General features: G+C 61.2%; 22 protein-coding genes. 17 read left to right on the top strand and 5 right to left on the bottom strand.

The features are described 5' to 3' along the window. Window positions 1-141: 141 nt before the first annotated feature. Window positions 142-360 carry a bacterioferritin-associated ferredoxin gene (locus tag NPS29_RS22095; RefSeq protein ID WP_274135103.1) on the top strand — a complete coding sequence of 73 codons (219 nt, stop codon included), beginning with the start codon at window positions 142-144 and terminating at the stop codon, window positions 358-360. Window positions 361-561: 201 nt separating this feature from the next. Next, complete coding sequence (gene bfr, locus NPS29_RS22090) at window positions 562-1,038, top strand: bacterioferritin (protein WP_274135102.1); 477 nt, start codon at window positions 562-564, stop codon at window positions 1,036-1,038. Window positions 1,039-1,290: 252 nt separating this feature from the next. Here bfr and grxD read toward each other — a convergent pair whose 3' ends face one another. From grxD to NPS29_RS22075, 3 genes are all read right to left on the bottom strand, one after another. After that, the gene (gene grxD, locus NPS29_RS22085; RefSeq protein ID WP_093461226.1) at window positions 1,291-1,620 is read right to left on the bottom strand and encodes a Grx4 family monothiol glutaredoxin; all 330 of its coding nucleotides are present in this window, start codon (window positions 1,618-1,620) and stop codon (window positions 1,291-1,293) included. A gap of 116 nt (window positions 1,621-1,736) precedes the next feature. After that, window positions 1,737-3,845, bottom strand: coding sequence for a molybdopterin oxidoreductase family protein (locus NPS29_RS22080; RefSeq protein WP_274135101.1), 2,109 nt, complete (start codon window positions 3,843-3,845; stop codon window positions 1,737-1,739). 148 nt (window positions 3,846-3,993) lie between these two features. Next, on the bottom strand, window positions 3,994-4,296 hold the full coding sequence (locus NPS29_RS22075) for a hypothetical protein (RefSeq protein ID WP_062387999.1): 303 nt from the start codon (window positions 4,294-4,296) through the stop codon (window positions 3,994-3,996). Between the two features lie 447 nt (window positions 4,297-4,743). Here NPS29_RS22075 and argF point away from each other — a divergent pair, with 447 nt between their 5' ends. Next, the gene (argF, locus tag NPS29_RS22070; RefSeq protein WP_274135100.1) at window positions 4,744-5,664 is read left to right on the top strand and encodes an ornithine carbamoyltransferase; all 921 of its coding nucleotides are present in this window, start codon (window positions 4,744-4,746) and stop codon (window positions 5,662-5,664) included. Further along, window positions 5,661-6,740 carry an ABC transporter ATP-binding protein gene (locus NPS29_RS22065; protein WP_274135105.1) on the top strand — a complete coding sequence of 360 codons (1,080 nt, stop codon included), beginning with the start codon at window positions 5,661-5,663 and terminating at the stop codon, window positions 6,738-6,740. Before argF ends, NPS29_RS22065 begins: the two co-directional genes overlap by 4 nt. 128 nt (window positions 6,741-6,868) lie before the next feature. Here the strand turns inward: NPS29_RS22065 and NPS29_RS22060 are convergent, their stop codons facing one another. Further along, window positions 6,869-7,657 carry a PhzF family phenazine biosynthesis protein gene (locus tag NPS29_RS22060; protein WP_274135099.1) on the bottom strand — a complete coding sequence of 263 codons (789 nt, stop codon included), beginning with the start codon at window positions 7,655-7,657 and terminating at the stop codon, window positions 6,869-6,871. 34 nt (window positions 7,658-7,691) lie between these two features. Beyond that, complete coding sequence (gene ybaK, locus NPS29_RS22055) at window positions 7,692-8,162, bottom strand: Cys-tRNA(Pro) deacylase (RefSeq protein WP_274135098.1); 471 nt, start codon at window positions 8,160-8,162, stop codon at window positions 7,692-7,694. A gap of 283 nt (window positions 8,163-8,445) precedes the next feature. Between ybaK and glpK the strand changes: the two genes are divergently transcribed. The 13 genes from glpK (at window position 8,446) to NPS29_RS21990 (ending at window position 22,911) form a co-directional block, all read left to right on the top strand. Next, entirely contained in the window at window positions 8,446-9,948 is a 1,503-nt protein-coding gene (gene glpK / locus NPS29_RS22050) for a glycerol kinase GlpK (RefSeq protein ID WP_274135097.1), read from the top strand. A gap of 190 nt (window positions 9,949-10,138) precedes the next feature. Further along, window positions 10,139-10,894, top strand: a complete 756-nt coding sequence (locus tag NPS29_RS22045; RefSeq protein ID WP_274135096.1) for a DeoR/GlpR family transcriptional regulator — start codon at window positions 10,139-10,141, stop codon at window positions 10,892-10,894. Window positions 10,895-11,171: 277 nt separating this feature from the next. Next, the gene (glpD, locus tag NPS29_RS22040; protein ID WP_274135095.1) at window positions 11,172-12,710 is read left to right on the top strand and encodes a glycerol-3-phosphate dehydrogenase; all 1,539 of its coding nucleotides are present in this window, start codon (window positions 11,172-11,174) and stop codon (window positions 12,708-12,710) included. 382 nt (window positions 12,711-13,092) lie between these two features. Next, complete coding sequence (locus tag NPS29_RS22035) at window positions 13,093-14,010, top strand: glutamate/aspartate ABC transporter substrate-binding protein (protein ID WP_274135094.1); 918 nt, start codon at window positions 13,093-13,095, stop codon at window positions 14,008-14,010. 119 nt (window positions 14,011-14,129) lie between these two features. After that, entirely contained in the window at window positions 14,130-14,876 is a 747-nt protein-coding gene (locus NPS29_RS22030; protein ID WP_274135093.1) for an amino acid ABC transporter permease, read from the top strand. Then, window positions 14,873-15,541: an amino acid ABC transporter permease gene (locus NPS29_RS22025; RefSeq protein ID WP_274135104.1), complete on the top strand. Its 669-nt coding sequence runs from the start codon at window positions 14,873-14,875 to the stop codon at window positions 15,539-15,541. The genes NPS29_RS22030 and NPS29_RS22025 overlap by 4 nt, the downstream gene beginning before the upstream one ends. Further along, on the top strand, window positions 15,538-16,272 hold the full coding sequence (locus NPS29_RS22020) for an amino acid ABC transporter ATP-binding protein (RefSeq protein WP_274135092.1): 735 nt from the start codon (window positions 15,538-15,540) through the stop codon (window positions 16,270-16,272). Before NPS29_RS22025 ends, NPS29_RS22020 begins: the two co-directional genes overlap by 4 nt. A 114-nt stretch (window positions 16,273-16,386) precedes the next feature. Then, a complete protein-coding gene (locus NPS29_RS22015) occupies window positions 16,387-18,279 on the top strand; it encodes a sensor histidine kinase (RefSeq protein WP_274135091.1) in 1,893 nt (630 codons plus the stop codon). A 153-nt stretch (window positions 18,280-18,432) separates the two neighbouring features. Beyond that, the gene (locus NPS29_RS22010) at window positions 18,433-19,758 is read left to right on the top strand and encodes a sigma-54-dependent transcriptional regulator (protein WP_274135090.1); all 1,326 of its coding nucleotides are present in this window, start codon (window positions 18,433-18,435) and stop codon (window positions 19,756-19,758) included. Window positions 19,759-20,045: 287 nt separating this feature from the next. Then, entirely contained in the window at window positions 20,046-20,966 is a 921-nt protein-coding gene (locus NPS29_RS22005) for an arginase (RefSeq protein WP_274135089.1), read from the top strand. Next, entirely contained in the window at window positions 20,963-21,337 is a 375-nt protein-coding gene (locus tag NPS29_RS22000; RefSeq protein WP_274135088.1) for a transporter, read from the top strand. The genes NPS29_RS22005 and NPS29_RS22000 overlap by 4 nt, the downstream gene beginning before the upstream one ends. A 7-nt stretch (window positions 21,338-21,344) precedes the next feature. Continuing rightward, window positions 21,345-22,505, top strand: coding sequence for a GNAT family N-acetyltransferase (locus NPS29_RS21995; protein ID WP_274135087.1), 1,161 nt, complete (start codon window positions 21,345-21,347; stop codon window positions 22,503-22,505). Beyond that, window positions 22,498-22,911 carry an EamA family transporter gene (locus tag NPS29_RS21990; RefSeq protein ID WP_274135086.1) on the top strand — a complete coding sequence of 138 codons (414 nt, stop codon included), beginning with the start codon at window positions 22,498-22,500 and terminating at the stop codon, window positions 22,909-22,911. The genes NPS29_RS21995 and NPS29_RS21990 overlap by 8 nt, the downstream gene beginning before the upstream one ends. Window positions 22,912-23,074: the final 163 nt, after the last annotated feature.

Here is a 23,074-nt window from a genome sequence, read left to right as displayed (position 1 = left end):
AGTGGAACGTGAGCTTTAGCATCCCTTCACCCGACCATTCATCGGCGTTCATCTGAAGGTTGGGAAGTAGTTTTGACAAGCATTCTCATTAACATTAGTATCCGTCCATATCGCAAATAACTCAGCGACGGTCCTTTTTTTATGTATGTCTGCCTCTGCACAGGTGTCACCGACGGACAAATCCGCGAAGCGATCATGGAAGGATGCTGCAGCTATCGTGAAGTGCGCGAGACCTTGGGTGTCGCCAGTAAATGTGGGAAATGTGCCTGCCTTGCGAAGGAAGTGGTGCGTGAAACCCTGACTGAACTGCAAACGACCCAGGCGGCCCTTGCCTACCCTGCAGAATTTTCTGCTGCCTGATTCAGCGAATTTCAAAGAACCGGACCCAGTGTCCGGTTTTTTTATGCCTGTAATTCAACTAGTTAGCGATAAGATGCGGAACAAAAACATTCTTATTCCTATTAATTTTCACTTATTATTCAATAACTTAGGTTTGACAGGCGATTGTTCGAAGCTCAGACTTGCGGCTTATATACGAACATCTTCGACAGGACCTCGATCATGAAAGGCGACATTACAGTCATCCAGCATCTCAACAAGATCCTCGGAAACGAGCTGGTCGCGATCAACCAGTATTTTCTGCATGCACGCATGTACGAAGACTGGGGCCTGAACAAGCTGGGCAAGCACGAGTACAAAGAATCCATCGACGAGATGAAGCACGCTGACAAACTGATCAAGCGCATCCTGTTTCTGGAAGGCATCCCGAACCTGCAAGACCTGGGCAAGATCCTGATCGGCGAACACACCAAGGAAATGCTGGAGTGTGACCTCAAGATCGAGCGCAAGGGTCATGCAGACTTGAAAGCGGCCATCGCCCATTGCGAAACCGTTGGCGACTTCGGCAGCCGTGAAATGCTCGAGGACATCCTGGAGTCCGAGGAAGAGCACATCGACTGGCTGGAAACCCAGCTGGGCCTGATCGACAAGGTCGGCCTCGAGAATTACCTGCAATCGCAAATGGGCGAAGAAGACTGATTCCAGCCTTCCCCCAAAACGCCCCGCCCGGTGTTCAGCCCGGCGGGGCTTTTTTATGCCCCGGGAAATCGGGCGGGTACCGGATTGGGTTCGCCGCAAAACCGTAGCAGCACGGCTTGCCGGCGGGGGCGGCCGCGGGATCGCCGACGCCGGCAAGCCGGACTGCTACGGGCGGTGGGCGCCAATGAAATGGACGCCCACAAAAAAGCCCCGCATCTCGCAAGAGACCGGGGCCTTTTTCAACAACCTGGATCAGGCAGTCGCGTTCTTCTCGACGGCAGCCTTGATCAGCGGCTGCAGTTCGCCTGCGGCGTGCATCTCGACGATGATGTCGCTACCGCCGACCAGCTCGCCATCAACCCACAGCTGCGGGAAGGTTGGCCAGTTGGCATATTTTGGCAGGTTGGCGCGGATTTCCGGGTTCTGCAGGATGTCGACGTACGCAAACTTCTCGCCGCATGCCATCAGCGCCTGGGAAGCCTTGGCCGAGAAGCCGCACTGAGGGGCATTCGGGGCGCCTTTCATGTAGAGCAGAACGGTGTTTTTGGCAATCTGGTCTTTGATCGTTTCGATGATATCCACGGAGCACCTCGGCTGAACTTTACGACTCTAAATGTCGACACGGTGGCGCATTGTAACGGAAAGCCTAGCGTAACGCTCGGTCTTGGCTTTAATTGCGACGATAGATATGACGCCCATCATGCCGCCGCTACCGTCACGGGTACTCCGTTGAGCGCCGCGTTGCCGGAAATCGCATCCAGCTGCCGTTCGTCGGTCAGGTCGTTGGCGCTCTCCCCCGGCTGCCCCTGGGCGATCTCCATCTGCACGCCCGGCCGGCCGTGGCCCCAGCCATGGGGCAGGCTGACCACGCCCGGCATCATGTCGGTGCTGCCCATCACCTCCACCTCGATCATCCCGACCCGCGAACTCACCTTCACCCGCTGCTCGTCACTGAGCCCGCGCGCGGCCATGTCCTGCGGGTTCATCAGCAACTGATGGCGCGGCTTGCCCTTCACCAGCCGATGATAATTGTGCATCCAGGAGTTGTTGCTGCGCACATGCCGCCGACCGATCAGCAACAGCTCTTCAACCGAAGGCGCCGGCTGCATGGCGAACCGCACAAGGTCGGCGAGGATCACTTCAGGCGCCGCCTGTATCCGCTGATTGGCGGTGCGCAACCGGGACGCAAGGTTGGGCCGCAGGGCGCCCAGATCCAGACCGTGAGGGTGCTCATGCAGCGTCTCAAGGCAAAGCTTGAAGTCCGATGCATCGCCGTACAGCCCTGCGCGCAAACCGCGATCGACCATCTGCGCCGGGGCGATGGTCGGTTTCAACTCCCGCTCGGCACGGGTGGCGAATGCGCGGGCCAGGCCCACGAAGATTTCCCAGTCGTGCAGCGCCCCTTCGGGCTTGGCCAGAATCGCGCGGTTGAAACGGGTGACGTTGCGCACCGCGAACATGTTGAACGTGGTGTCGTAGTGATCGTTTTCCAGCGCCGAAGTGGACGGCAGGATCAGATCGGCATGGCGGGTGGTTTCGTTGATGTAGAGGTCAACGCTGACCATGAACTCCAGGCCGTCGAGCGCCTGATCCAGTTGGCGGCCGTTTGGCGTCGAGAGCACCGGGTTGCCGGCCACCGTGACCAGCGCCCTGATCTGCCCCTCGCCCTCGGTGAGCATTTCTTCGGCCAGCGCCGACACCGGCAGTTCACCGCCATATTCGGGCAGCCCCGAGACCCGGCTCTGCCAGCGATTGAAGCCGCCGCCCGAAGTGGACGCCACCATATCCAGCGCGGGCGAGGTGCACAGCGCGCCGCCCACGCGATCAAGATTGCCGGTGACCAGGTTGATCAACTGCACCAGCCAATGACACAGCGTACCGAACGCCTGGGTGGAAATCCCCATGCGCCCGTAACAGACCGCCTTGTCAGCCGCCGCAAAATCCCGCGCCAATTGCCGAATCTGCTCGGCCGGGATACCGCAGCGCAGGCTCATGGCGTCGGCATCCATCTGCGCGATGGCCGCGCGCACCTCTTCGAGGCCATCCACCGGCAAGTGGCTTTCGCGGGTAAGGCCCTCGGCAAACAAGGTATGCAGCAGGCCGAACAGCAGCGCCGCGTCGGCGCCGGGGCGAATGAACAAATGCTGATCGGCGATGGCGGCCGTTTCGCTGCGCCGCGGATCGATGACCACCACCTTGCCACCGCGGGCCTGAATGGCCTTCAGGCGTTTCTCGACATCGGGCACGGTCATGATGCTGCCGTTGGACGCCAGTGGATTACCGCCCAGTATCAGCATGAAATCGGTGTGGTCGATGTCGGCAATCGGCAGTAACAAACCGTGGCCATACATCAGGTAACTGGTCAGGTGATGGGGCAACTGGTCGACCGAGGTCGCCGAAAAACGATTGCGGGTTTTCAGCAGGCCCAGAAAGTAGTTGCTGTGGGTCATCAGGCCATAGTTATGGACGCTGGGGTTGCCCTGATACACCGCCACTGCGTTCTGGCCATGACGCGCCTGAATGTCCAGCAGGCGCTCGGCTACCAGATCGAACGCCGCCTGCCACTCGATGGCCTGCCACTGATCGCCCACGCGCAGCATGGGCTGGCGCAAGCGGTCCGGATCGTTCTGGATATCCTGCAGGGCCACGGCCTTGGGGCAGATGTGCCCACGGCTGAAGGTGTCCAGGGCGTCGCCCTTGATCGAGCTGATGCGCACCGAGGCATCGTCTTCGCGGGTGGTTTCGATGGTCAGGCCACAGATGGCCTCGCACAGGTGGCACGCACGGTGGTGCAGAGTCTTGGTCATCGCCAGTCTCATATTCTTGTTCGGCGACCGGGGTGATCGCGCAGACAAAACTATGGCGCCTGGGGCAGCACTTCGCCAGAAACGTCAGTGCCGTGAATCGGACAGCATCAGGCGAGCCGATGGCCCGCCTGCGCAAACAGAAAGGAGATCAGGAGGCGGAACCGCCAATGGGGGTGACCACCTTGCGCTGCATCTGGATCTCGTGAACGGTCTCGACCTGTTCCTGGGAAACCTGAACGCCGGTGAGTTCACCGATCAGACGCCAATGATCGTCAAGCCCGGCACTGATAGTGGCCATGCGGTCGATCATGCGACGACCTGCCGAGCGGGTCACCTCATCCTCGCTGCGCATCAGCTCGAACGACATCGACGTCATGGAAGCCGTGAGGTGCGTGAGGGTACGGGCGGTGAGCCCGAGCAGTTCCGTCAGTTGTTTCTCTTTTGAATCCATTCCCCACCTCTTCTGGAGGACATAAGCGGCCTTTATAACCCACGCCACAGGTTTAGGAAACGTCCGGGTTTCCGGGGCGTGAAGCATGTCGCAAGGTTTGCATCAATTTGAAACTATTACAGAATCGGCAGTAATTGCGCATTCTTTAGAGGCCGGTGTACAACCTCTGGCGTTCGACAACGCAGAGATGGCGAAGTGCCTCTCCTGCCCGAGCAACTGTAGCACTTCGTTACATGAAAAGCGTCCTGACAGCGCCGTTTTCAGGCTACCGAACGTCTGACGAATATTTTCCAGCAAGCCGGGCCTTGGCACGAGGCGACATTTTCTTATACCCTCGCGCCTTCCCTATCCGTCGCCCCGTGCGGCTTTTGCCGCAGGTCTCGCCCGTTTTCCCGATAAAACCCGGCTTTGAGGATCTGCGGTCTGTTGCAGACAAGGTAGTTAATGATGAGCGCAAGGCACTTTCTCTCGATGATGGACTACACGCCAGATGAGCTCGTCGGCGTGATTCGTCGCGGCGTGGAGCTAAAGGACCTGCGAAATCGAGGGGTGCTGTTCGAGCCGTTGCGCGGCCGCGTGCTGGCGATGATCTTCGAGAAATCTTCGACTCGTACCCGTGTTTCGTTCGAAGCCGGCATGATCCAGCTGGGCGGCCAGGCGATCTTTTTGTCGCCCCGTGACACGCAACTGGGCCGCGGCGAGCCGATTGCCGACGGCGCGCGCGTCATGTCGCGGATGGTCGATGCGGTGATGATCCGTACCTTCGCCCACAGCAACCTCACCGAGTTTGCCGCCAATTCCCGCGTGCCGGTCATCAACGGCCTGTCGGATGACCTGCACCCATGCCAGTTGCTGGCCGACATGCAAACGTTCCTCGAACATCGCGGCTCGATCAAGGGCAAGACCGTGGCCTGGATCGGCGACGGCAACAACATGTGCAACAGCTATATAGAAGCGGCGATCCAGTTCGACTTCCAATTGCGTGTCGCCTGCCCGGAAGGCTACGAGCCTAACCCGCACTTCATGGCGCTGGCCGGCGACCGCGTTACCCTGACCCGCGACCCGCGCGAAGCGGTCAAGGGTGCGCACCTGATCAGCACCGACGTCTGGACCTCCATGGGCCAGGAAGACGAAACCGCCAAGCGTATCGCCCTGTTCAAGCCGTTCCAGGTCACCCGCGAACTGCTCGACCTGGCCGCCGATGACGTGCTGTTCATGCACTGCCTGCCGGCGCACCGGGGCGAAGAGATCAGTGAAGACCTGCTCGACGACGCCCGTTCGGTCGCCTGGGACCAGGCCGAAAACCGCCTGCACGCGCAGAAGGCCTTGCTGGAATTCCTCGTGGCCCCTGCCCTGCAACCTGCCTGAGTGAACTGATGCTGCTCAAACTGCGCAACCTCGCCTGTGGTTACCAGGACCAACGTGTGGTGCAGAACCTCGATCTGCACCTCAACGCAGGCGACATCGGTTGCCTGCTGGGCTCCTCGGGTTGCGGCAAGACCACCACCCTGCGCGCCATTGCCGGATTCGAGCCGGTGCATGAAGGCGAGATCGTGCTGGCCGACGAAGTCATCTCCCGGCCCGGATTCACCCTGGCCCCGGAGAAGCGCCGCATCGGCATGGTGTTTCAGGATTACGCGCTGTTTCCGCACCTGACCGTTGCCGAGAACATCGCCTTCGGCATTCGCAATCACCCGCGCCAGGCGCAGGTGGTCGAAGAGATGCTGGAGATGGTCAACCTCGGCGCACTGGGCAAGCGTCATCCCCACGAGCTTTCCGGCGGCCAGCAGCAGCGCGTGGCCCTAGCCCGTGCGCTGGCGCCCGAACCGCAATTGCTGCTGCTGGACGAACCCTTTTCCAACCTCGACGGCGAACTGCGCAGACGTCTGAGCCATGAGGTGCGCGACATCCTCAAGGCCCGTGGCACCAGTGCGATCCTGGTAACCCACGATCAGGAAGAAGCCTTCGCGGTCAGCGATCATGTCGGTGTATTCAAGGAAGGCCGGCTGGAGCAGTGGGACACGCCCTACAACCTCTATCACGAACCGGCGACGCCTTATGTCGCAAGCTTTGTAGGCCAGGGCTATTTCATTCGTGGGCAATTGCTCGACGGTGAAACCGTACAGACCGAACTCGGCCTGCTGCGCGGCAATCGCGCCTATGCGGGCGTCAATGGCACCCCGATGGATGTGCTGCTGCGCCCCGACGACATCGTCCACGCCCCGGACAGCGAGCTGAAGGCCAGAGTCGCCAGCAAGACCTTCCAGGGTGCGGCAACTCTCTACCGCCTGCGCATGCCGACCGGTACCCAGCTTGAAGCACTGTTCCCAAGCCACGTGGACCTGCGCGCCGGGGATGAAGTGGGGATTCGGGTTTCGGCTGAGCATCTGGTGTTGTTTGCGGCGGTGGGTAGTGTGCCGGCGCACATGAACACCTTGGCCTAACAAACGCCACAAACCCTGTAGGAGTGAGCTTGCTCGCGATTGCGGCGTGTCAGTCACCTCAACAGCGCCTGAAAAGACGCTATCGCGAGCAAGCTCACTCCTACAGGTGATTGGGTTGCCTGGCGGGGTCAGCCGAGGGTCAGCGTGCCGCTTGCCACCAGCGTCGCATACCCGCCGATCTTCACCCGGTCGCCTTCCAGCCGACAGAACAGCTCCCCGCCGCGTCTCGAACACTGAAACGCCGTCAGGCTGAATTTGTTCAGCCGCGCCGACCAGTATGGAATCAGGCTGCAGTGGGTCGAACCTGTCACCGGGTCTTCAGGAATGCCGTTGCCCGGCGCGAAATAGCGCGAGACGAAATCGTGCAACTCCCCATCCCCTTTGGCGGTGACGATCACCCCCGGCCACGGCAGCCGGGCGATGGCGGCCATGTCAGGCTTGCACTCGCGAACCGCCTGCTCCGACTCCAGCACCACCATCAACGCGGCGGCACCCAATGCGTCTACCACATCGGTGTTCAGCGCCCGTTCGATGTCCACCGTCACCCCGACCTCGCTCGGCGGCATCGCCGGGAAGTCGAGCCACAACCGGCCGCTCTCCCGAGTGACGGTCAAGGGGCCTGACTTGCTGAGGAATTCGATGGTGTCGGCTGTTTCTGCATATTTTTCGAATAACACGAACGCACTGGCCAACGTCGCGTGCCCACACAGCGGCACCTCGTTGGTGGGCGTGAACCAGCGGATGTGCCAGCCCTGGGCCTCGCGCACGACAAATGCCGTTTCCGACAGGTTATGTTCGGTCGCAATGTGCTGCATCAACTCATCCGACAGCCAGGCATCGAGGCGGTAGACCATCGCAGGATTGCCCGCGAAAGGTCGGTCACTGAACGCGTCGACTTGATGGAATTCAAGCTGCATGGAAGGCATCCCCAATCGTTGAAGGTGGCGCGGCTCATTCACGACCAATCTGAGCAAAGATCGCACTGGTGTGTTGTGCGAGTACCGCAGCGGACAACTCGACCTCAAGCCCGCGTCGACCAGCGCTGACAAAAATCGTCGCGAACGGTTGAGCCGACTCATCGATAAAGGTTCGCAGTCTTTTCTTCTGCCCCAACGGACTGATGCCGCCCAACAGATAACCCGTCGCACGCTGGGCCGCCGCTGGATCGGCCATTTCGGCCTTCTTCGCACCGGCAGCATGGGCCAGGGCCTTGAGATCCAGCGAGCCCACCACCGGCACCACCGCCACCAGCAATTCGCCCTTTTCGGTACTGGCCAAGAGCGTCTTGAAGACCTGGGCCGGTTGCAGGTTCAGCTTCTCGGCGGCCTCCAGGCCATAGGAAGCCGCCTTCGGATCATGTTCGTAACTGTGGACACGGTGTTCGGCGCGGGCTTTCTTCAGTAAATCCAATGCAGGGGTCATGCAGCACTCCAGACGACCAGGGTGTTTCTTGTTGGCAGTCATTACTTTAGGCCATCGGCCCTGTAAACGCTGCAAGCGCGCACACTCCTGGCAACGAATTTTCGCGGACGATGCAAAACCCGGTGACAGTTCGCTTTCGACCTTTGACAATGTTCGTTTACGTCTATATTTTTTCGAATACGAATATTGCGCGCAGGCACCCCTGTTGCCTGCGCAACCGGGGCGCTTGCACGTAAACTGATAGCAGCCCCCAGGATACCGGCTTCATTACCAGGCAACCGACATGACCGATAACGACAAGAACTACATTATTGCCCTCGATCAAGGCACCACCAGTTCCCGTGCCATCATCTTCGACCGCGACGCCAATGTGGTCAGCACCGCCCAGAGCGAGTTCGTACAGCATTACCCGCAGCCGGGCTGGGTCGAGCATGATCCGATGGAGATCTTCGCCACCCAGACCGCCTGCATGACCAAGGTCCTGGCCCAGGCCAACCTGCATCACAACCAGATCGCCGCCATTGGTATCACCAACCAGCGCGAAACCACGGTTGTGTGGGAGAAGGACACCGGCCGCCCGATCTACAACGCCGTGGTCTGGCAGTGCCGTCGCAGCACGGAAATCTGCCAGCAACTCAAGCGCGACGGCCTTGAGGACTACATCAGGGAGACCACGGGCCTGGTCATCGACCCGTACTTTTCCGGCAGCAAACTCAAGTGGATTCTCGATCACGTCGAAGGCAGCCGCGAACGCGCCCGTCGTGGCGAGCTGCTGTTCGGCACCGTCGATAGCTGGCTGATCTGGAAATTCACCGGCGGCAAGGTCCACGTCACCGACTACACCAACGCCTCGCGCACCATGATGTTCAACATCCACACCCTGGAATGGGATCAGCGGATGCTGGACGTGCTCGACGTGCCTCGGGAAATGCTCCCGGAGGTCAAGTCTTCATCTGAAGTCTATGGCCACAGCAAAAGCGGCATCGCCATCGCCGGTATCGCAGGCGACCAGCAATCGGCGCTGTTCGGCCAGATGTGCGTGGAGCCCGGCCAGGCCAAGAATACCTACGGCACCGGTTGTTTCCTGCTGATGAACACCGGCAAGAAAGCGGTCAAATCCAATCACGGCCTGCTGACCACCATCGGCTGCGGCCCTCGGGGCGAAGTGGCCTATGCGCTGGAGGGCGCGGTGTTCAACGGCGGCTCGACCGTGCAATGGCTGCGTGACGAACTGAAAATCGTCAATGACTCCATGGACACCGAATATTTCGCCACCAAGGTGAAGAACAGCAATGGCGTGTATCTGGTCCCGGCGTTCACCGGCCTTGGCGCGCCCTACTGGGACCCCTACGCCCGTGGCGCGCTGTTCGGCCTGACCCGTGGCGTGAAGGTCGATCACATCATCCGTGCGGCCCTGGAGTCCATCGCCTACCAGACCCGCGACGTGCTCGATGCCATGCAGCAGGACGCCGCCGAGCCGCTCAAGGCCCTGCGCGTGGACGGCGGCGCGGTGGCCAACAACTTCCTCATGCAATTCCAGGCCGACATCCTCGGCACTCAGGTCGAACGTCCGAAAATGCGCGAGACCACAGCGTTGGGCGCGGCGTATCTGGCGGGCCTGGCCATAGGTTTCTGGAGCGGGCTGGACGAGTTGAAGGACAAGGCCGTGATCGAGCGCAGGTTCGAGCCGCAGTGCGACGATGCCGAGAAGGAAAAACTCTACGCGGGCTGGCGCAAGGCGGTGGACCGCACGCGGGACTGGGAGCCCCACGAAGACGCCGAATAACCCACATACCCCGTAGCAGCACGGCTTGCCGGCGGGGGCGGTGTATCAGTTGAATCATTTTTACCTGACCCACCGCTCCCGCCGGCAAGCCGTGCTGCTACGGGAACGCATCTAACTCCAGATTCTTTTTCCGGCTGACAGGTAATGGCCGCCTGCGGCATCATGGGCGCTCTTGCCCGAAGGAAAAAAAATGAATCTGCCACCCCGTCAACAGCAGATCCTCGAGCTGGTCCGTGAGCGCGGCTATGTCAGCATCGAGGAAATGGCCCAGTCGTTCGTCGTTACCCCGCAGACCATCCGCCGCGACATCAACCAGTTGGCGGAGATGAACCTGCTGCGTCGCTACCATGGCGGTGCTGCCTACGACTCCAGTATCGAGAACACCGCGTACGCCATGCGTGCCGACCAGATGCGCGACGAGAAACAGCGCATCGCCGAGGCGATTGCCGCGCAGATTCCCGATCATGCCTCGCTGTTCATCAACATCGGCACGACCACCGAATCCATCGCCCGCGCCCTGCTCAACCACAATCACCTGAAGATCATCACCAACAACCTGCACGTGGCTTCGATCCTGAGCGGCAAGGATGACTTCGAAGTGCTGCTGGCCGGTGGCAACGTGCGCCGCGACGGCGGTGTGGTGGGTCAGGCGAGCGTCGATTTCATCACCCAGTTCAAGGTCGATTTCGCCCTGGTGGGCATCAGCGGCATCGACGAAGACGGCAGCCTGCTGGACTTCGACTACCAGGAAGTGCGCGTCTCTCAGGCGATCATCGCCAACGCCCGCCAGGTGATTCTGGCCGCCGACTCCAGCAAGTTCGGCCGCAACGCCATGGTCCGCCTGGGCCCGATCACCCTGATCGACTGCCTGGTGACCGACCAGCCGCCGGTGCCGGCCCTTGCGCAACTGCTGACGCAGAACAAGATTCGTCTGGAAGTGGTTTGAAGTGGCAGTCGCTCCGTAGCAGCACGGCTTGCCGGCGGGGGCGGCGTGTCAGACACCCACTTTTTGACTGACACACCGCCCCGCCGGCAAGCCGTGCTGCTACGGGACGAAGCGCCGTCTATGTTCGCTTTTGTTCCTTTACTTTCCCTTCAATCAGTATTTTCAATCGATACTGAGTGGTTAGACCTGTCTTATTGGTTTATCATTTTCGAAAATGAACTCAAATGTTCGATTTCGCCAAAAGCGAACATGATCGAATTCCAGACAGGAGGCCCCGATGGCCCACTCAGCGTTCCCTGCTCCACCCCTTTCAGAGGTCTACGACATCGCCGTCATCGGTGGCGGGATCAATGGTGTCGGGATCGCGGCGGATGCTTCGGGCCGTGGCCTTTCGGTGTTCCTCTGCGAAAAGGACGATCTGGCCAGCCACACCTCCTCGGCCAGCAGCAAGCTGATCCACGGCGGCCTGCGTTACCTGGAACATTACGAATTCCGCCTGGTGCGAGAAGCCCTGGCTGAACGTGAAGTGCTGCTGGAAAAGGCCCCGCACATCGTCAAGCCGATGCGCTTCGTGCTGCCCCACCGCCCGCACCTGCGTCCGGCGTGGATGATTCGCGCCGGCCTGTTCCTGTATGACCACCTGGGCAAGCGGGAAAAACTGCCGGCCTCGAAAAACCTGCGCTTCGGTGCCAACAGCCCGCTGAACAGCTCGATCACCCGCGGTTTCGAATATTCCGACTGCTGGGTCGACGATGCACGCCTGGTGGTGCTCAACGCCATGGCCGCCCGCGAACACGGCGCGCACCTGCACACCCGCACCCGCTGCCTGAGCGCCCGTCGCAACGGTGGCCTGTGGCAACTGGAAATGGAACGCAGCGACGGCACCCAGTTCTCGGTTCGCGCCAAGGCGCTGGTGAACGCGGCGGGCCCGTGGGTCGCCAGGTTCATTCGCGAAGACCTGAAACTGGAATCCAAGTACGGCATCCGCCTGATCCAGGGCAGTCACCTGATCGTGCCGAAGCTGTACGAGGGTGAAAACGCCTTCATTCTGCAGAACGAAGACCAGCGCATCGTCTTCACCATTCCTTACATGGAACGGTTCACCATCATCGGCACCACGGACCGCGAATACACCGGCGACCCGGCGAAGGTGGCGATCACCGATGGCGAAACCGATTACCTGCTGAAGATCGTCAATGAGCACTTCAAGAAGCAACTGAGCCGCAGCGACATCATTCGCACGTACTCAGGCGTGCGTCCGCTGTGCAATGACGAATCCGATAACCCGTCGGCCATTACCCGGGACTACACCCTGGCCCTGTCGGGCGATGCCACGGAGGCGCCGATCCTCTCGGTGTTCGGCGGCAAGCTGACCACCTACCGCAAGCTGGCCGAATCGGCGATGCAGCAGTTGGCGCCGTTCTTCCCCCAGATGAAGGGAAGCTGGACCGCCAAGACCAGCCTGCCTGGCGGCGAAAACATGACCATCCCGGTGCAACTGGCCAGCGACCTGCAACAACGCTGCAGTTGGCTGCCCGCTGAAATCGCCAGGCGCTGGGCCATCACCTACGGCTCGCGCAGTTGGCAGATCGTCGATGGCGTGCAAAGCCTGGCCGACATGGGCGAGCACCTGGGCGGCGGGTTGTACAGCGCCGAAGTGGATTACCTGTGCCGGGCCGAATGGGTGACTCAGGCCGAGGACATCCTGTGGCGCCGGACCAAGCTGGGCCTGTTCACCACGGCTGAAGAACAGCAGAAGGTGCAGGCGTACCTGGACAAGATCGCTCGCCATAAAAGCACCATAGAAGCCGCCTGACCTCCTACACCGCCCCACTGTAGGAGCGCGCTTGCCCGCGACCGCAGTGTGTCAGACGTCATCAACGTCACAGGCACACCGTCATCGCGGGCAAGCGCGCTCCTACAAGCGCCCCCTCCCATTCGGATTTCCGAACGCAATACTACTGGCCATTCGGCATCCCGGACGGCCACAGCCCTCCTCGCACTCATCTCAAAATAAATTCCCTTTATTTTCAATCTGTTATCAGCTGTCACGTGCTTGGCATGACTCATGCTCTACACTCATGCACGATTGCTCCGATGTAGCGTGCCGCCTGTCTGGGCCGCCGTTGTAGCGTTCTGAAACGATAGGGCCGACCCAACACCGGACCCATAAGAAAAACAAAGTCGAGGATTAACAGATGCGTATCGTTCCCCACATTCTGGGCGTGGCCATTGCTGCAGCCGCTTTGATCAGCACCCCGGTTTCCGCCGCCGAACTGACCGGCACCCTGAAGAAAATCAATGATTCGGGCACCATCACCCTGGGCCACCGCGACTCGTCGATTCCGTTCTCCTACATCGCGGATGCCTCCGGCAAGCCAGTCGGCTACTCCCACGACATCCAGCTGGCAATCGTCGAAGCCATCAAGAAAGACCTGAACAAGCCTGACCTGAAGGTCAACTACAACCTGGTCACTTCGCAGACCCGTATCCCGCTGGTGCAGAACGGTACCGTCGACGTTGAATGTGGCTCGACCACCAACAACGCCGAACGCGCCCAGCAAGTCGACTTCTCGGTCGGCATCTTCGAAATCGGTACTCGCCTGCTGACCAAGACCGGCTCGTCGTACAACGATTTCGACGACCTGAAAGGCAAGAACGTCGTGACCACCGCTGGTACCACGTCCGAGCGCATCATCAAGGCGATGAACGCTGACAAGCAGATGGGCATGAACGTCATCTCCGCCAAAGACCACGGCGAATCCTTCCAGATGCTGGAATCGGGCCGCGCTGTCGCGTTCATGATGGACGACGCCCTGCTGGCAGGCGAAATGGCCAAGGCCAAGAAGCCAACCGACTGGCACGTGACCGGCACTCCGCAATCCTATGAAATCTACGGCTGCATGGTTCGCAAAGACGACCCTGCCTTCAAGAAAGCCGTGGACGACGCGATTGTCGGCCTCTACAAGTCGGGCGAGATCAACAAGATCTACGCCAAGTGGTTCACCCAGCCAATCCCTCCAAAAGGCCTGAACCTTGAATTCCCGATGAGCCCTGAACTCAAGAAGCTGATCGAGAACCCGAACGACAAGCCAGCGCCAGAGAAGAAGGCATAAGCCCTTCCCTTTCTATGCTTCACAAGTGAAAGCCTGACTCCCGGGGAGGTCATCGACCTTCCCGGAAGCCGCTGCAAAGCGGTGTGCGTGCATAACGATCGATCAGAGGGGAGACCCTGATGAATTACAATTGGGACTGGGGCGTGTTCTTCAAGTCCACTGGCGTGGGTACCGAGACCTATCTGGACTGGTACGTTTCCGGCCTGGGCTGGACTATCGGCATCTCCATCGTCGCCTGGATCATCGCGCTGATTCTGGGCTCCGTGCTCGGGGTGATGCGTACGGTGCCCAACCGCATCGTGTCCACCATTGCCACGGTCTACGTGGAAATTTTCCGTAACGTGCCACTGCTGGTGCAGTTGTTCATCTGGTACTTCCTGGTACCCGACCTGCTGCCCGAGAACCTGCAGGAGTGGTACAAGCAGGACCTGAACCCGACCACCTCGGCTTTCCTGAGCGTTGTCGTGTGCCTGGGCCTGTTCACCGCCGCACGGGTTTGCGAACAAGTGCGTACCGGTATCCAGGCGTTGCCTCGCGGCCAGGAATCCGCCGCACGCGCCATGGGTTTCAAACTGCCGCAGATCTACTGGAACGTGCTGCTGCCGCAGGCTTACCGGATCATCATTCCGCCGCTTACCTCCGAATTCCTCAACGTGTTCAAGAACTCGTCGGTGGCCTCGCTGATCGGTCTGATGGAGTTGCTCGCCCAGACCAAACAGACCGCCGAATTCTCTGCGAACCTGTTCGAAGCCTTCACCCTGGCCACCCTGATCTACTTCACGCTGAACATGAGCCTGATGCTGCTCATGCGTCTGATCGAGAAGAAAGTCGCCGTGCCGGGCCTGATTTCCGTGGGAGGTAAATAATGGACTTCTCTGGAATCGTTCCCGCCATTCCGGGCCTGTGGAACGGCATGCTCATGACCCTCAAGCTCATGGCGATGGGCGTTGTGGGCGGCATCGTGCTCGGCACGATCCTGGCCCTGATGCGCCTGTCACCGAGCAAGTGGATGTCGCGCATCGCCGGCGCCTACGTCAACTATTTCCGTTCGATCCCGCTGCTGCTGGTCATCACCTGGTTCTACCTGGCGGTGCCGTTCGTGCTGCGCTGGATCACCGGCGAAGACACCCCGGTCGGTGCGTTCACCTCCTGCGTCGTGGCGTTCATGATGTTCGAGGCGGCGTACTTCTGCGAAATCGTGCGTGCCGGCGTGCAGTCGATCTCCCGTGGCCAGATGGGCGCAGCCCAAGCCCTGGGCATGACCTACGGCCAGATGATGCGCCTGATCATCCTGCCCCAGGCGTTCCGCAAGATGACCCCGCTGCTGTTGCAGCAGAGCATCATCCTGTTTCAGGACACTTCGCTTGTGTACACGGTCGGTCTGGTCGACTTCCTCAACTCGGCCCGCGCCAGCGGCGACATCATTGGCCGTTCCAATGAGTTCCTGGTCATCGCAGGTCTGGTGTACTTCACGATCAGCTTCGCGGCCTCGCGTCTGGTCAAGCTCATGCAGAAAAGGTTAGCCGTATGATTTCCATCAAAAATATCAACAAGTGGTATGGGGACTTCCAGGTGCTGACCGATTGCAGCACCGAGGTCAAGAAAGGCGAAGTGATCGTGGTGTGCGGGCCGTCCGGCTCGGGCAAATCGACCCTGATCAAGTGCGTCAACGCCCTTGAGCCGTTCCAGAAAGGCGACATCGAGGTCGATGGCACCTCTATCGCCGATCCGAAGACCAATCTGCCGAAACTGCGTTCGCGTGTGGGCATGGTGTTCCAGCATTTCGAGCTGTTCCCGCACCTGACCATCACCGAGAACCTGACCATCGCGCAGATCAAGGTGCTGGGCCGCAGCAAGGAAGAAGCCACCAAAAAAGGCCTGCAGTTGCTTGAGCGCGTCGGTCTGTCGGCCCACGCCCACAAGCATCCGGGCCAGCTCTCCGGCGGCCAGCAGCAACGTGTGGCGATTGCCCGCGCGCTGGCGATGGACCCGATCGTGATGCTGTTCGACGAACCGACTTCGGCACTCGACCCGGAAATGGTCAACGAAGTGCTCGACGTGATGGTGCAGCTTGCCCACGAAGGCATGACCATGATGTGCGTGACCCACGAAATGGGCTTCGCCCGCAAGGTGGCCGACCGCGTGATCTTCATGGACAAGGGCCAGATCATTGAAGACTGCCCCAAGGAAGAGTTCTTCGGCGACATCAACGCTCGTTCCGAACGCGCCCAGCACTTCCTGAACAAGATCCTGCAGCACTAACAGCCTTTTCGTTTTTAGCCTCACGAGGGCATAGCCCCACAAGGGCACACAACCACCGGCCGTGCGTGTTCACCATCAATGACACGCACGGCTGGTCGGTCCAGGACGACTGTGATGAAATGCGATCCACCTCTTAGCGCGCCACCATCACTTGCCGTGAAACCCCGCCTGATCCGCCAACTGTTCCTGCCGCCGCTGGTCATCCTGCTGATGATCGCGCTGGGCTACTTCACCTATCTGTACAGCGAAAAGAACGGCATCCAGGCTCTGGGCGAGAACGGCCAGCGCCAGCTTGAGTTGCACGCGCGTACCGTCGAAAGCGAAATCAACAAATACAACTACCTGCCCAGCGTGCTGGAGCTCGAATCCAATGTCTCCGACCTGCTCAACGATCCGTCGCCCGAATTACGGGTCAAGGTCAATGACTACCTCGAAGGGCTGAACCGCCGCAGCCGCAGCCGCGCCATCTATGTGCTGGACACCACCGGCCGCGTGCTCGCCACCAGCAACTGGCGTGACGCTGACAGTTACCTGGGCGAAGACCTGTCCTTCCGTGCCTATTATCAGGACGCGATTCGTGGCCTGCCCGGCCGCTTCTACGGCATCGGCAGCACCACCGGCGAGCCCGGTTACTACCTGGCCCACGGGCTTGAAGAGAAAGGCAAGATCATCGGCGTGGCGGTGATCAAGGTGCGTCTGGAAGCGCTGGAAGAGCGCTGGCAGCGGGCGCGTCTGGAAGCCTTCGTCAGTGACGAGAACGGCATCATCATTCTGTCCAGCGACCCGGCCCGACGTCTGAAATCGGTGCGCCCGCTGACAGCTGACATCAAGGAGCGCCTGGCGCGCAGCCTGCAGTATTACTGGTGGCCGCTCAACGAGTTGGTGCCGCTGGAGCGTGAATCGATTGCCGACGGCGTGGAGAAGCTGACCTTCCCTGCCAACGTCAGTGTCGATCATGAACACACTGTGGTCAGTTACCTGGCCCAGACCCGCGACCTGGCCGACACGCCCTGGCACCTGACCCTGCTGACGCCGCTTGAAGACCTGCGCCGGGAAGCCGCCAACCAGGGGATGCTGGTGGCCGTGGCCTTTGCCCTGGTGACCTTTCTGCTGATTGCCTGGAACGAGCGGCGCAAGGTGATTTCCGTGCGTCTGGCCGCCCGCGAAGCGCTGGAGCAGGCCAACAACGAACTCGAGCGCCGGATTACCGAACGCACCGCCGACCTGCGCGCCAGCAACGAACGCCTCAAGGGGCAGATTCGTGAGCGGCGTCAGGCCGAAGAAACGTTGCGCCAGGCCCAGGACGAACTGGTACAGGCCGGCAAGCTGGCTGCCATCGGTCAGATGTCCACCAGCATCGCCCACGAACTCAACCAGCCCTTGGCCGCGTTGCGCACCTTGTCGGGCAACACCGTGCGTTTCATTGAGCGCGGCGCGCTGGACACCGCCAGCACCAACCTGCGCACCATTAACGATCTGGTGGACCGCATGGGCCGCATCACCGCCAGCCTGCGCGCCTTTGCCCGGCGTGGCGAAGACAAGGGCCAGGCGTCGCTGGGCAAGGCCGTCGATGCCGCGCTGCAATTGCTGGCCGGGCGTCTGGAAAACAGCGCGCTGGACCTGCATCAGGAGTTTCAGGATGTCGAGCTTGCGATCGATCAGACTCGCCTTGAACAGATTCTGGTCAACCTGATCGGCAACGCGCTGGACGCCATGCAGGCACAGCCCCTGCCCGTGCTCTGGTTGCAGGGCGACATGTGCGAGGGCCGTTATCGGCTGCGGGTTCGCGACAACGGCCACGGCATCGACGCCGAAGCGCGCAAGCACCTGTTCGAACCGTTTTTCACCACCAAGCCGGGTGAGCAGGGGCTGGGGTTGGGCTTGACCCTGTCGGCCAGCCTGGCAGCCGCCGCCGGTGGCAGTCTCAACGCCGAGGATCCTGCCGAAGGCGGCACGATGTTCGTGCTGGTTTTGCCGTTGGTTGATCGTCCAAAGGCCAGCGCATGAAGGGGATTAGAGCCCCCGTAGCAGCACGGCTTGCCGGCGGGGCGGTGGATCTGTGAAAGATGCATCGCCTGACACAACGCTCCCGCCGGCAAGCCGTGCTGCTACGGGGTCGGAGTATGGCCGCAGCAGATCCAATAAGGATGAGAGTTTCGAATGAACACTGAACTGACCGTCCTCATCGTCGAAGATGACCCGCACGTCCTGCTCGGCTGCCAGCAGGCGCTGGCGCTGGAAGACATTCACAGCCAGGGCGTGGGCAGTGCCGAGGAGGCGCTGGCGCTGGTGGGCGACAACTACGCCGGGATCGTCATCAGCGACATCCGCCTGCCGGGCATCGACGGCCTGGAACTGCTCAAACGCCTCAAAGCGCGCGACCGCAGCCTACCGGTGGTGTTGATCACCGGCCACGGCGATGTGTCGATGGCGGTCGGTGCCATGCGCGACGGTGCCTACGATTTCATGGAGAAGCCCTTCTCCCCCGAACGCCTGGTAGACGTCGCCCGCCGCGCGCTGGAACAACGCGGGCTGGCGCGGGAAGTCTGGTCGCTGCGCCGGCAACTGGCCGAGCGCGACTCGCTGGAAGGCAAGATCATCGGCCGCTCCCCCGCCATGCAAAACCTGCGAGCGCTGATCGCCAACGTCGCCGACACCTCGGCCAACGTGCTGATCGAAGGTGAAACCGGCACCGGCAAGGAACTGGTCGCCCGCTGCCTCCACGACTTCAGCCGCCGTCATTCCAATCAGTTCGTCGCGCTGAACTGTGGCGGGTTGCCGGAAAACCTGTTCGAAAGCGAGATCTTCGGCCACGAAGCCAATGCCTTTACCGGCGCGGGCAAGCGGCGCATCGGCAAGATCGAACACGCCCACGACGGCACGCTGTTTCTCGATGAAGTGGAGAGCATGCCGATCAACCTGCAGATCAAACTGCTGCGGGTGTTGCAGGAGCGTACCCTCGAACGCCTGGGCTCGAACCAGAGCGTGGCGGTGGATTGCCGGGTGATCGCGGCCACCAAGTCGGACCTCGATGAACTGAGCCGCGCCAACCAGTTTCGCAGCGACCTGTATTACCGCCTCAACGTGGTGACCCTGGAGTTGCCGCCACTGCGCGAGCGCCGCGAGGACATTCTGCAACTGTTCGAGCACTTCCTGCAGTTGTCATCGTTGCGCTTTGACCGCGAACCACCGGAGCTTGATCGGCAGACCATGTCGGCGCTGATGGGCCACGACTGGCCGGGCAACGTGCGCGAACTGCGCAACGTCGCCGAGCGCTATGCGCTGGGCTTGCCGGCCTTCAAGAAAACCGGATCTGCGGCCACTGCCCAGAGCCTGGGCTTCTCCGAGGCGGTGGAAGCCTTCGAGAAAAACCTGCTCAGCGATGCGTTGCAACGCAGCGGCGGCAACCTCAGCCAGGCCAGCCAGGAACTGGGCATGGCCAAGACCACGCTGTTCGACAAGGTGAAGAAATACGGTTTGGGGTGATTCGTCTTGTTAGCCTGGTCCTACCTCCCTGGCCTTCGCAAACTCCTGTAGGAGTGAGCTTGCTCGCGATGGCGTCCTTCCAAGTACCACATATGTGCCTGGATTACTGCAATCGCGAGCAAGCTCACTCCTACAGGACGGTGGACGCAGAACCGGCCTTGCTCCCTGTTCAGGTCTCGTTCAAACCCTTGGCCCACCCTTTGCAATCCCCCTGAAAGGCCCGCCCGGCCGGTGTTCATGGCCATGGACCCGGTGTCCGGGGCGGCATTTGATGGGTGAAGGCAACCTTGAACATTCTCGATCTCGATCACAGCCTCACGCAGCAGGCACCGATCAAGGACCGACTGCAGGACGGACGTGCCACGCGGCTTGACCTGCTGGCCCTGGGGCCGGTATTGCGGCTCTGGTCCACTGAAAACAATTACCAGCGCTTCGCCGGGCATCTGGACCACCGCGCCAGGCCATTGGGCAACCGGCCGGAAATCTTCTTCGTCGGCTCCGGCGACTATCACCACCTGACCCCTGCCCTGCTCACCGACCTGCCCGAGCCGGTCACGCTGATCCACTTCGACAACCACCCGGACTGGGTGCACTTCGCGCCCCGCCGCCACTGCGGCTCGTGGGTCAATCGCGCGCTCAAGCTGCCCAACGTACAACGCGTCATCACCCTCGGGCCTTGCAGCGATGACCTGCAAAGCCCGCAGCTCAAGGGCGGCAATCTCGGCGCACTCAGGCGCGGTGACCTGCAATTGTTCCCCTGGCGCCATCCGCCCTCGAAAGTCTGGGGCAGGATCGGCGACGGACCCGGTCATCGGCAAATCGACGGTCACCTGCACTGGCACAACCTGGCCGAGGTGGACTGGCCGGTGTTCCTCGAACAACTGGTCGCCAGCCTGCCCACCGATGCGGTGTGGATCACCATCGACAAGGACGTGCTCGCCTGCGAAGACGCCGCCACCAACTGGGACCAGGGCGGCATGCGCCTGAGCCATCTGCTCGACGCCATCCGCACCTTGGCCGCTAGCACCCGGGTGCTGGGCATCGACGTCTGCGGCGAGTTCGCGCCCCCGGCGTTCAGCAATCCGCTCAAGCGCTGGGAGGCGAAATCCGATCAGCCGCCTGCAGAACGCTGGAGCGAAGCGGACATTGCCCGCAATGCCCAGACCAATGCCGCCCTGATCACCCTGTTCGAGGAGCTGTTCCCATGACCCTGACCGTGGTGCTGCTGACGGCCTTTTCAATCCTGCTCGACGTCATTGGCCAACTGGCATTCAAGCTCGGCCTGGACCGGCTGCCTGCACAGGAAGGCGGGTTTCGCCTGCGCAGCTTCTGGGTGCAGATCGCCGGCGCGCCGATGCTCTGGTTTGGCGTGGGCGCCTATGTGGTCGAGTTCATCACCTGGCTGCTGGTGCTGTCGCTGGCGCCGCTGTCGCTGGTGTTTCCGGCTGCGAGCCTGAGTTACGTCGGCGTGGTGCTGGGCGGGAGGCTGGTGCTTGGCGAGCGGGTCAGCCGGCGCCGCTGGCTCGGCACGATGGTCATTACGTTCGGCGTCATGCTGGTGTGCGCCACCGGCGCGTGAGGTGTTCATGACACAGATTCAATCGATTTACGCCCAAGGGAACCCGGTCACGCTCAGTGACACTTCTGCACTGAGCGTCGAGGTCAGCCACAGCATTCATCGGGTCAGGCGCAGCGACTGGGCGCAACTCGACAGCGACGAGCTTGAAGGCTACGACTACTACGCCGCCATCGAAGACGCCGGATTACCTGGCATCGAGCCGCGTTATTTCATGATCCGCGACGGCCAGCGCCTGATCGCGGTGGCACCGGCCTATCGCCATCGGCTGCCGCTGAACCAGGTGCTCGACGGTCTGCTGGCGAAGCTGTTCGGGCAGCTATCGCTGCCGATCCTGGCGGTGGGTTCGCCCGTCACCGAAACCTGCTCCATCGCCTGCGCCCCGGACTGGCTGGCGCGCACGCCTGAAATCCTGCCGGTGCTGATAGACGCCCTGGATCGCCAGTCGCGACTGGACGGCACCTGGCTGTACCTGTTCAAGGACGTAGCCGAAGAGCGTGTGACTTTGCGCAGCGCGCTGGAACATCTGGGCTTTGCCCGCGTGGCCGGAATGCCGAGAACCCTGCTGCCGTTGCCCTACGCCGATCTGCAGGGCTATCTGGCGAGCCTCGGCCGGGTGACGCGCAAGGGGCTCAAACGCAAGCTGGCGGCGCCATCGAACCTGCGCATCGAAGCGCGGCAGCATCAGGTCGATGACGTGATCGAAACCATGCTGGCGCTGTATGCCGACACCGTGGGCCGTAGCGGCGAGGAGATCGAACCGCTGACCGCCGACTATTTCCGCTCGGTGCTGGCCATGCTGGGCGAGCGTGCGACCTGCTACCTGTTCTGGTGTGGCGACCGGCTGATCGGCTTCAACCTGCTGCTGGGCGACGGGTTGAGGCAGATCGACAAGGTGTTTGCCTCCGATGGCGCAGCCGCCCGTGAGCACAACCTCTACCACCGCACCTGGCTGGCCCATGTGCAGCGTTGCATTGCCCAGGGCATTCCGGCGTTCGAAGCCAGCCAGGCGGCCTATGACGAGAAGCTGCGGCTGGGTTGTCGGCTGCTGGGCAATGACCATTATCTCCATCACCGCCGTGCGTGGGTCACCCGATTGCTGGGCTGGCTGGTGCGCAAGGCCGGGCTGGATCAGTCGAATGTTGTGGCCAGGAAATCCATAGATGAATGAGCAAATCCTGAATGAAAAACCGGCCTGGCGCTGGCTGGAAAGCCGCGCCGCGAGCATCGGGCTCTGGGGGCTGTTGATTGGTTTCGAGAGCGCGGCGCAACTGGCGCTGAAGGTCGGTGGCGATGGACTGTCAGCGATGCCGTTCGGGCTGGACTGGCTGCTGGCGGCGATGGGCAATGTGGCGGTGCTGGGGGCCGTGGGCTGTTATGTGGGCTCGTTCCTGAGCTGGATGCTGATCCTGCGACGTAGCAGTCTGTCGCTGGCCTTTCCCTTGAGTTCGCTGGTGTTCGTGGTGGTGCTGCTGGGGTCGTGGCTGGGGCTGGGCGAGCACATCAGCGCCCTGCACTGGCTGGGGGTGTGGGTGATTATTGGCGGGATAGCGTTGTTGGCAGAGAAAGAACATTAACCCTGTAGGAGTGAGCTTGCTCGCGATGGCGGTGTATCAGGCAAAGTTCAGGTGTCTGACCGAATGCAATCGCGAGCAAGCTCACTCCTACAGGTCCGTGTGAATCACATAAATCCATTCGTAGCAGCACGGCTTGCCGGCGGGGTCGGTGTGTCAGTCGAAT

Origin of the sequence: Pseudomonas putida, assembly GCF_028682175.1 — a bacterium.
Classification (GTDB): domain Bacteria; phylum Pseudomonadota; class Gammaproteobacteria; order Pseudomonadales; family Pseudomonadaceae; genus Aquipseudomonas; species Aquipseudomonas putida_AD.
This window is presented reverse-complemented; position numbering and strand designations above follow the sequence as displayed.

Bases quoted from the DNA above. Each gene is read 5' to 3' on its own strand.
- NPS29_RS22045 (WP_274135096.1), top strand. From the start codon at position 10,139: ATGAATCTGCCACCCCGTCAACAGCAGATCCTCGAGCTGGTCCGTGAG.
- NPS29_RS21995 (WP_274135087.1), top strand. From the start codon at position 21,345: ATGACACAGATTCAATCGATTTACGCCCAAGGGAACCCGGTCACGCTC.
- bfr (WP_274135102.1), top strand. From the start codon at position 562: ATGAAAGGCGACATTACAGTCATCCAGCATCTCAACAAGATCCTCGGA.
- NPS29_RS22010 (WP_274135090.1), top strand. From the start codon at position 18,433: ATGAACACTGAACTGACCGTCCTCATCGTCGAAGATGACCCGCACGTC.
- NPS29_RS22015 (WP_274135091.1), top strand. From the start codon at position 16,387: ATGAAATGCGATCCACCTCTTAGCGCGCCACCATCACTTGCCGTGAAA.
- NPS29_RS22080 (WP_274135101.1), bottom strand. From the start codon at position 3,845: ATGACCAAGACTCTGCACCACCGTGCGTGCCACCTGTGCGAGGCCATC.
- NPS29_RS22030 (WP_274135093.1), top strand. From the start codon at position 14,130: ATGAATTACAATTGGGACTGGGGCGTGTTCTTCAAGTCCACTGGCGTG.
- NPS29_RS22020 (WP_274135092.1), top strand. From the start codon at position 15,538: ATGATTTCCATCAAAAATATCAACAAGTGGTATGGGGACTTCCAGGTG.
- NPS29_RS22035 (WP_274135094.1), top strand. From the start codon at position 13,093: ATGCGTATCGTTCCCCACATTCTGGGCGTGGCCATTGCTGCAGCCGCT.
- NPS29_RS22060 (WP_274135099.1), bottom strand. From the start codon at position 7,657: ATGCAGCTTGAATTCCATCAAGTCGACGCGTTCAGTGACCGACCTTTC.
- NPS29_RS21990 (WP_274135086.1), top strand. From the start codon at position 22,498: ATGAATGAGCAAATCCTGAATGAAAAACCGGCCTGGCGCTGGCTGGAA.
- NPS29_RS22000 (WP_274135088.1), top strand. From the start codon at position 20,963: ATGACCCTGACCGTGGTGCTGCTGACGGCCTTTTCAATCCTGCTCGAC.
- glpD (WP_274135095.1), top strand. From the start codon at position 11,172: ATGGCCCACTCAGCGTTCCCTGCTCCACCCCTTTCAGAGGTCTACGAC.
- NPS29_RS22075 (WP_062387999.1), bottom strand. From the start codon at position 4,296: ATGGATTCAAAAGAGAAACAACTGACGGAACTGCTCGGGCTCACCGCC.
- glpK (WP_274135097.1), top strand. From the start codon at position 8,446: ATGACCGATAACGACAAGAACTACATTATTGCCCTCGATCAAGGCACC.
- NPS29_RS22095 (WP_274135103.1), top strand. From the start codon at position 142: ATGTATGTCTGCCTCTGCACAGGTGTCACCGACGGACAAATCCGCGAA.
- argF (WP_274135100.1), top strand. From the start codon at position 4,744: ATGAGCGCAAGGCACTTTCTCTCGATGATGGACTACACGCCAGATGAG.
- ybaK (WP_274135098.1), bottom strand. From the start codon at position 8,162: ATGACCCCTGCATTGGATTTACTGAAGAAAGCCCGCGCCGAACACCGT.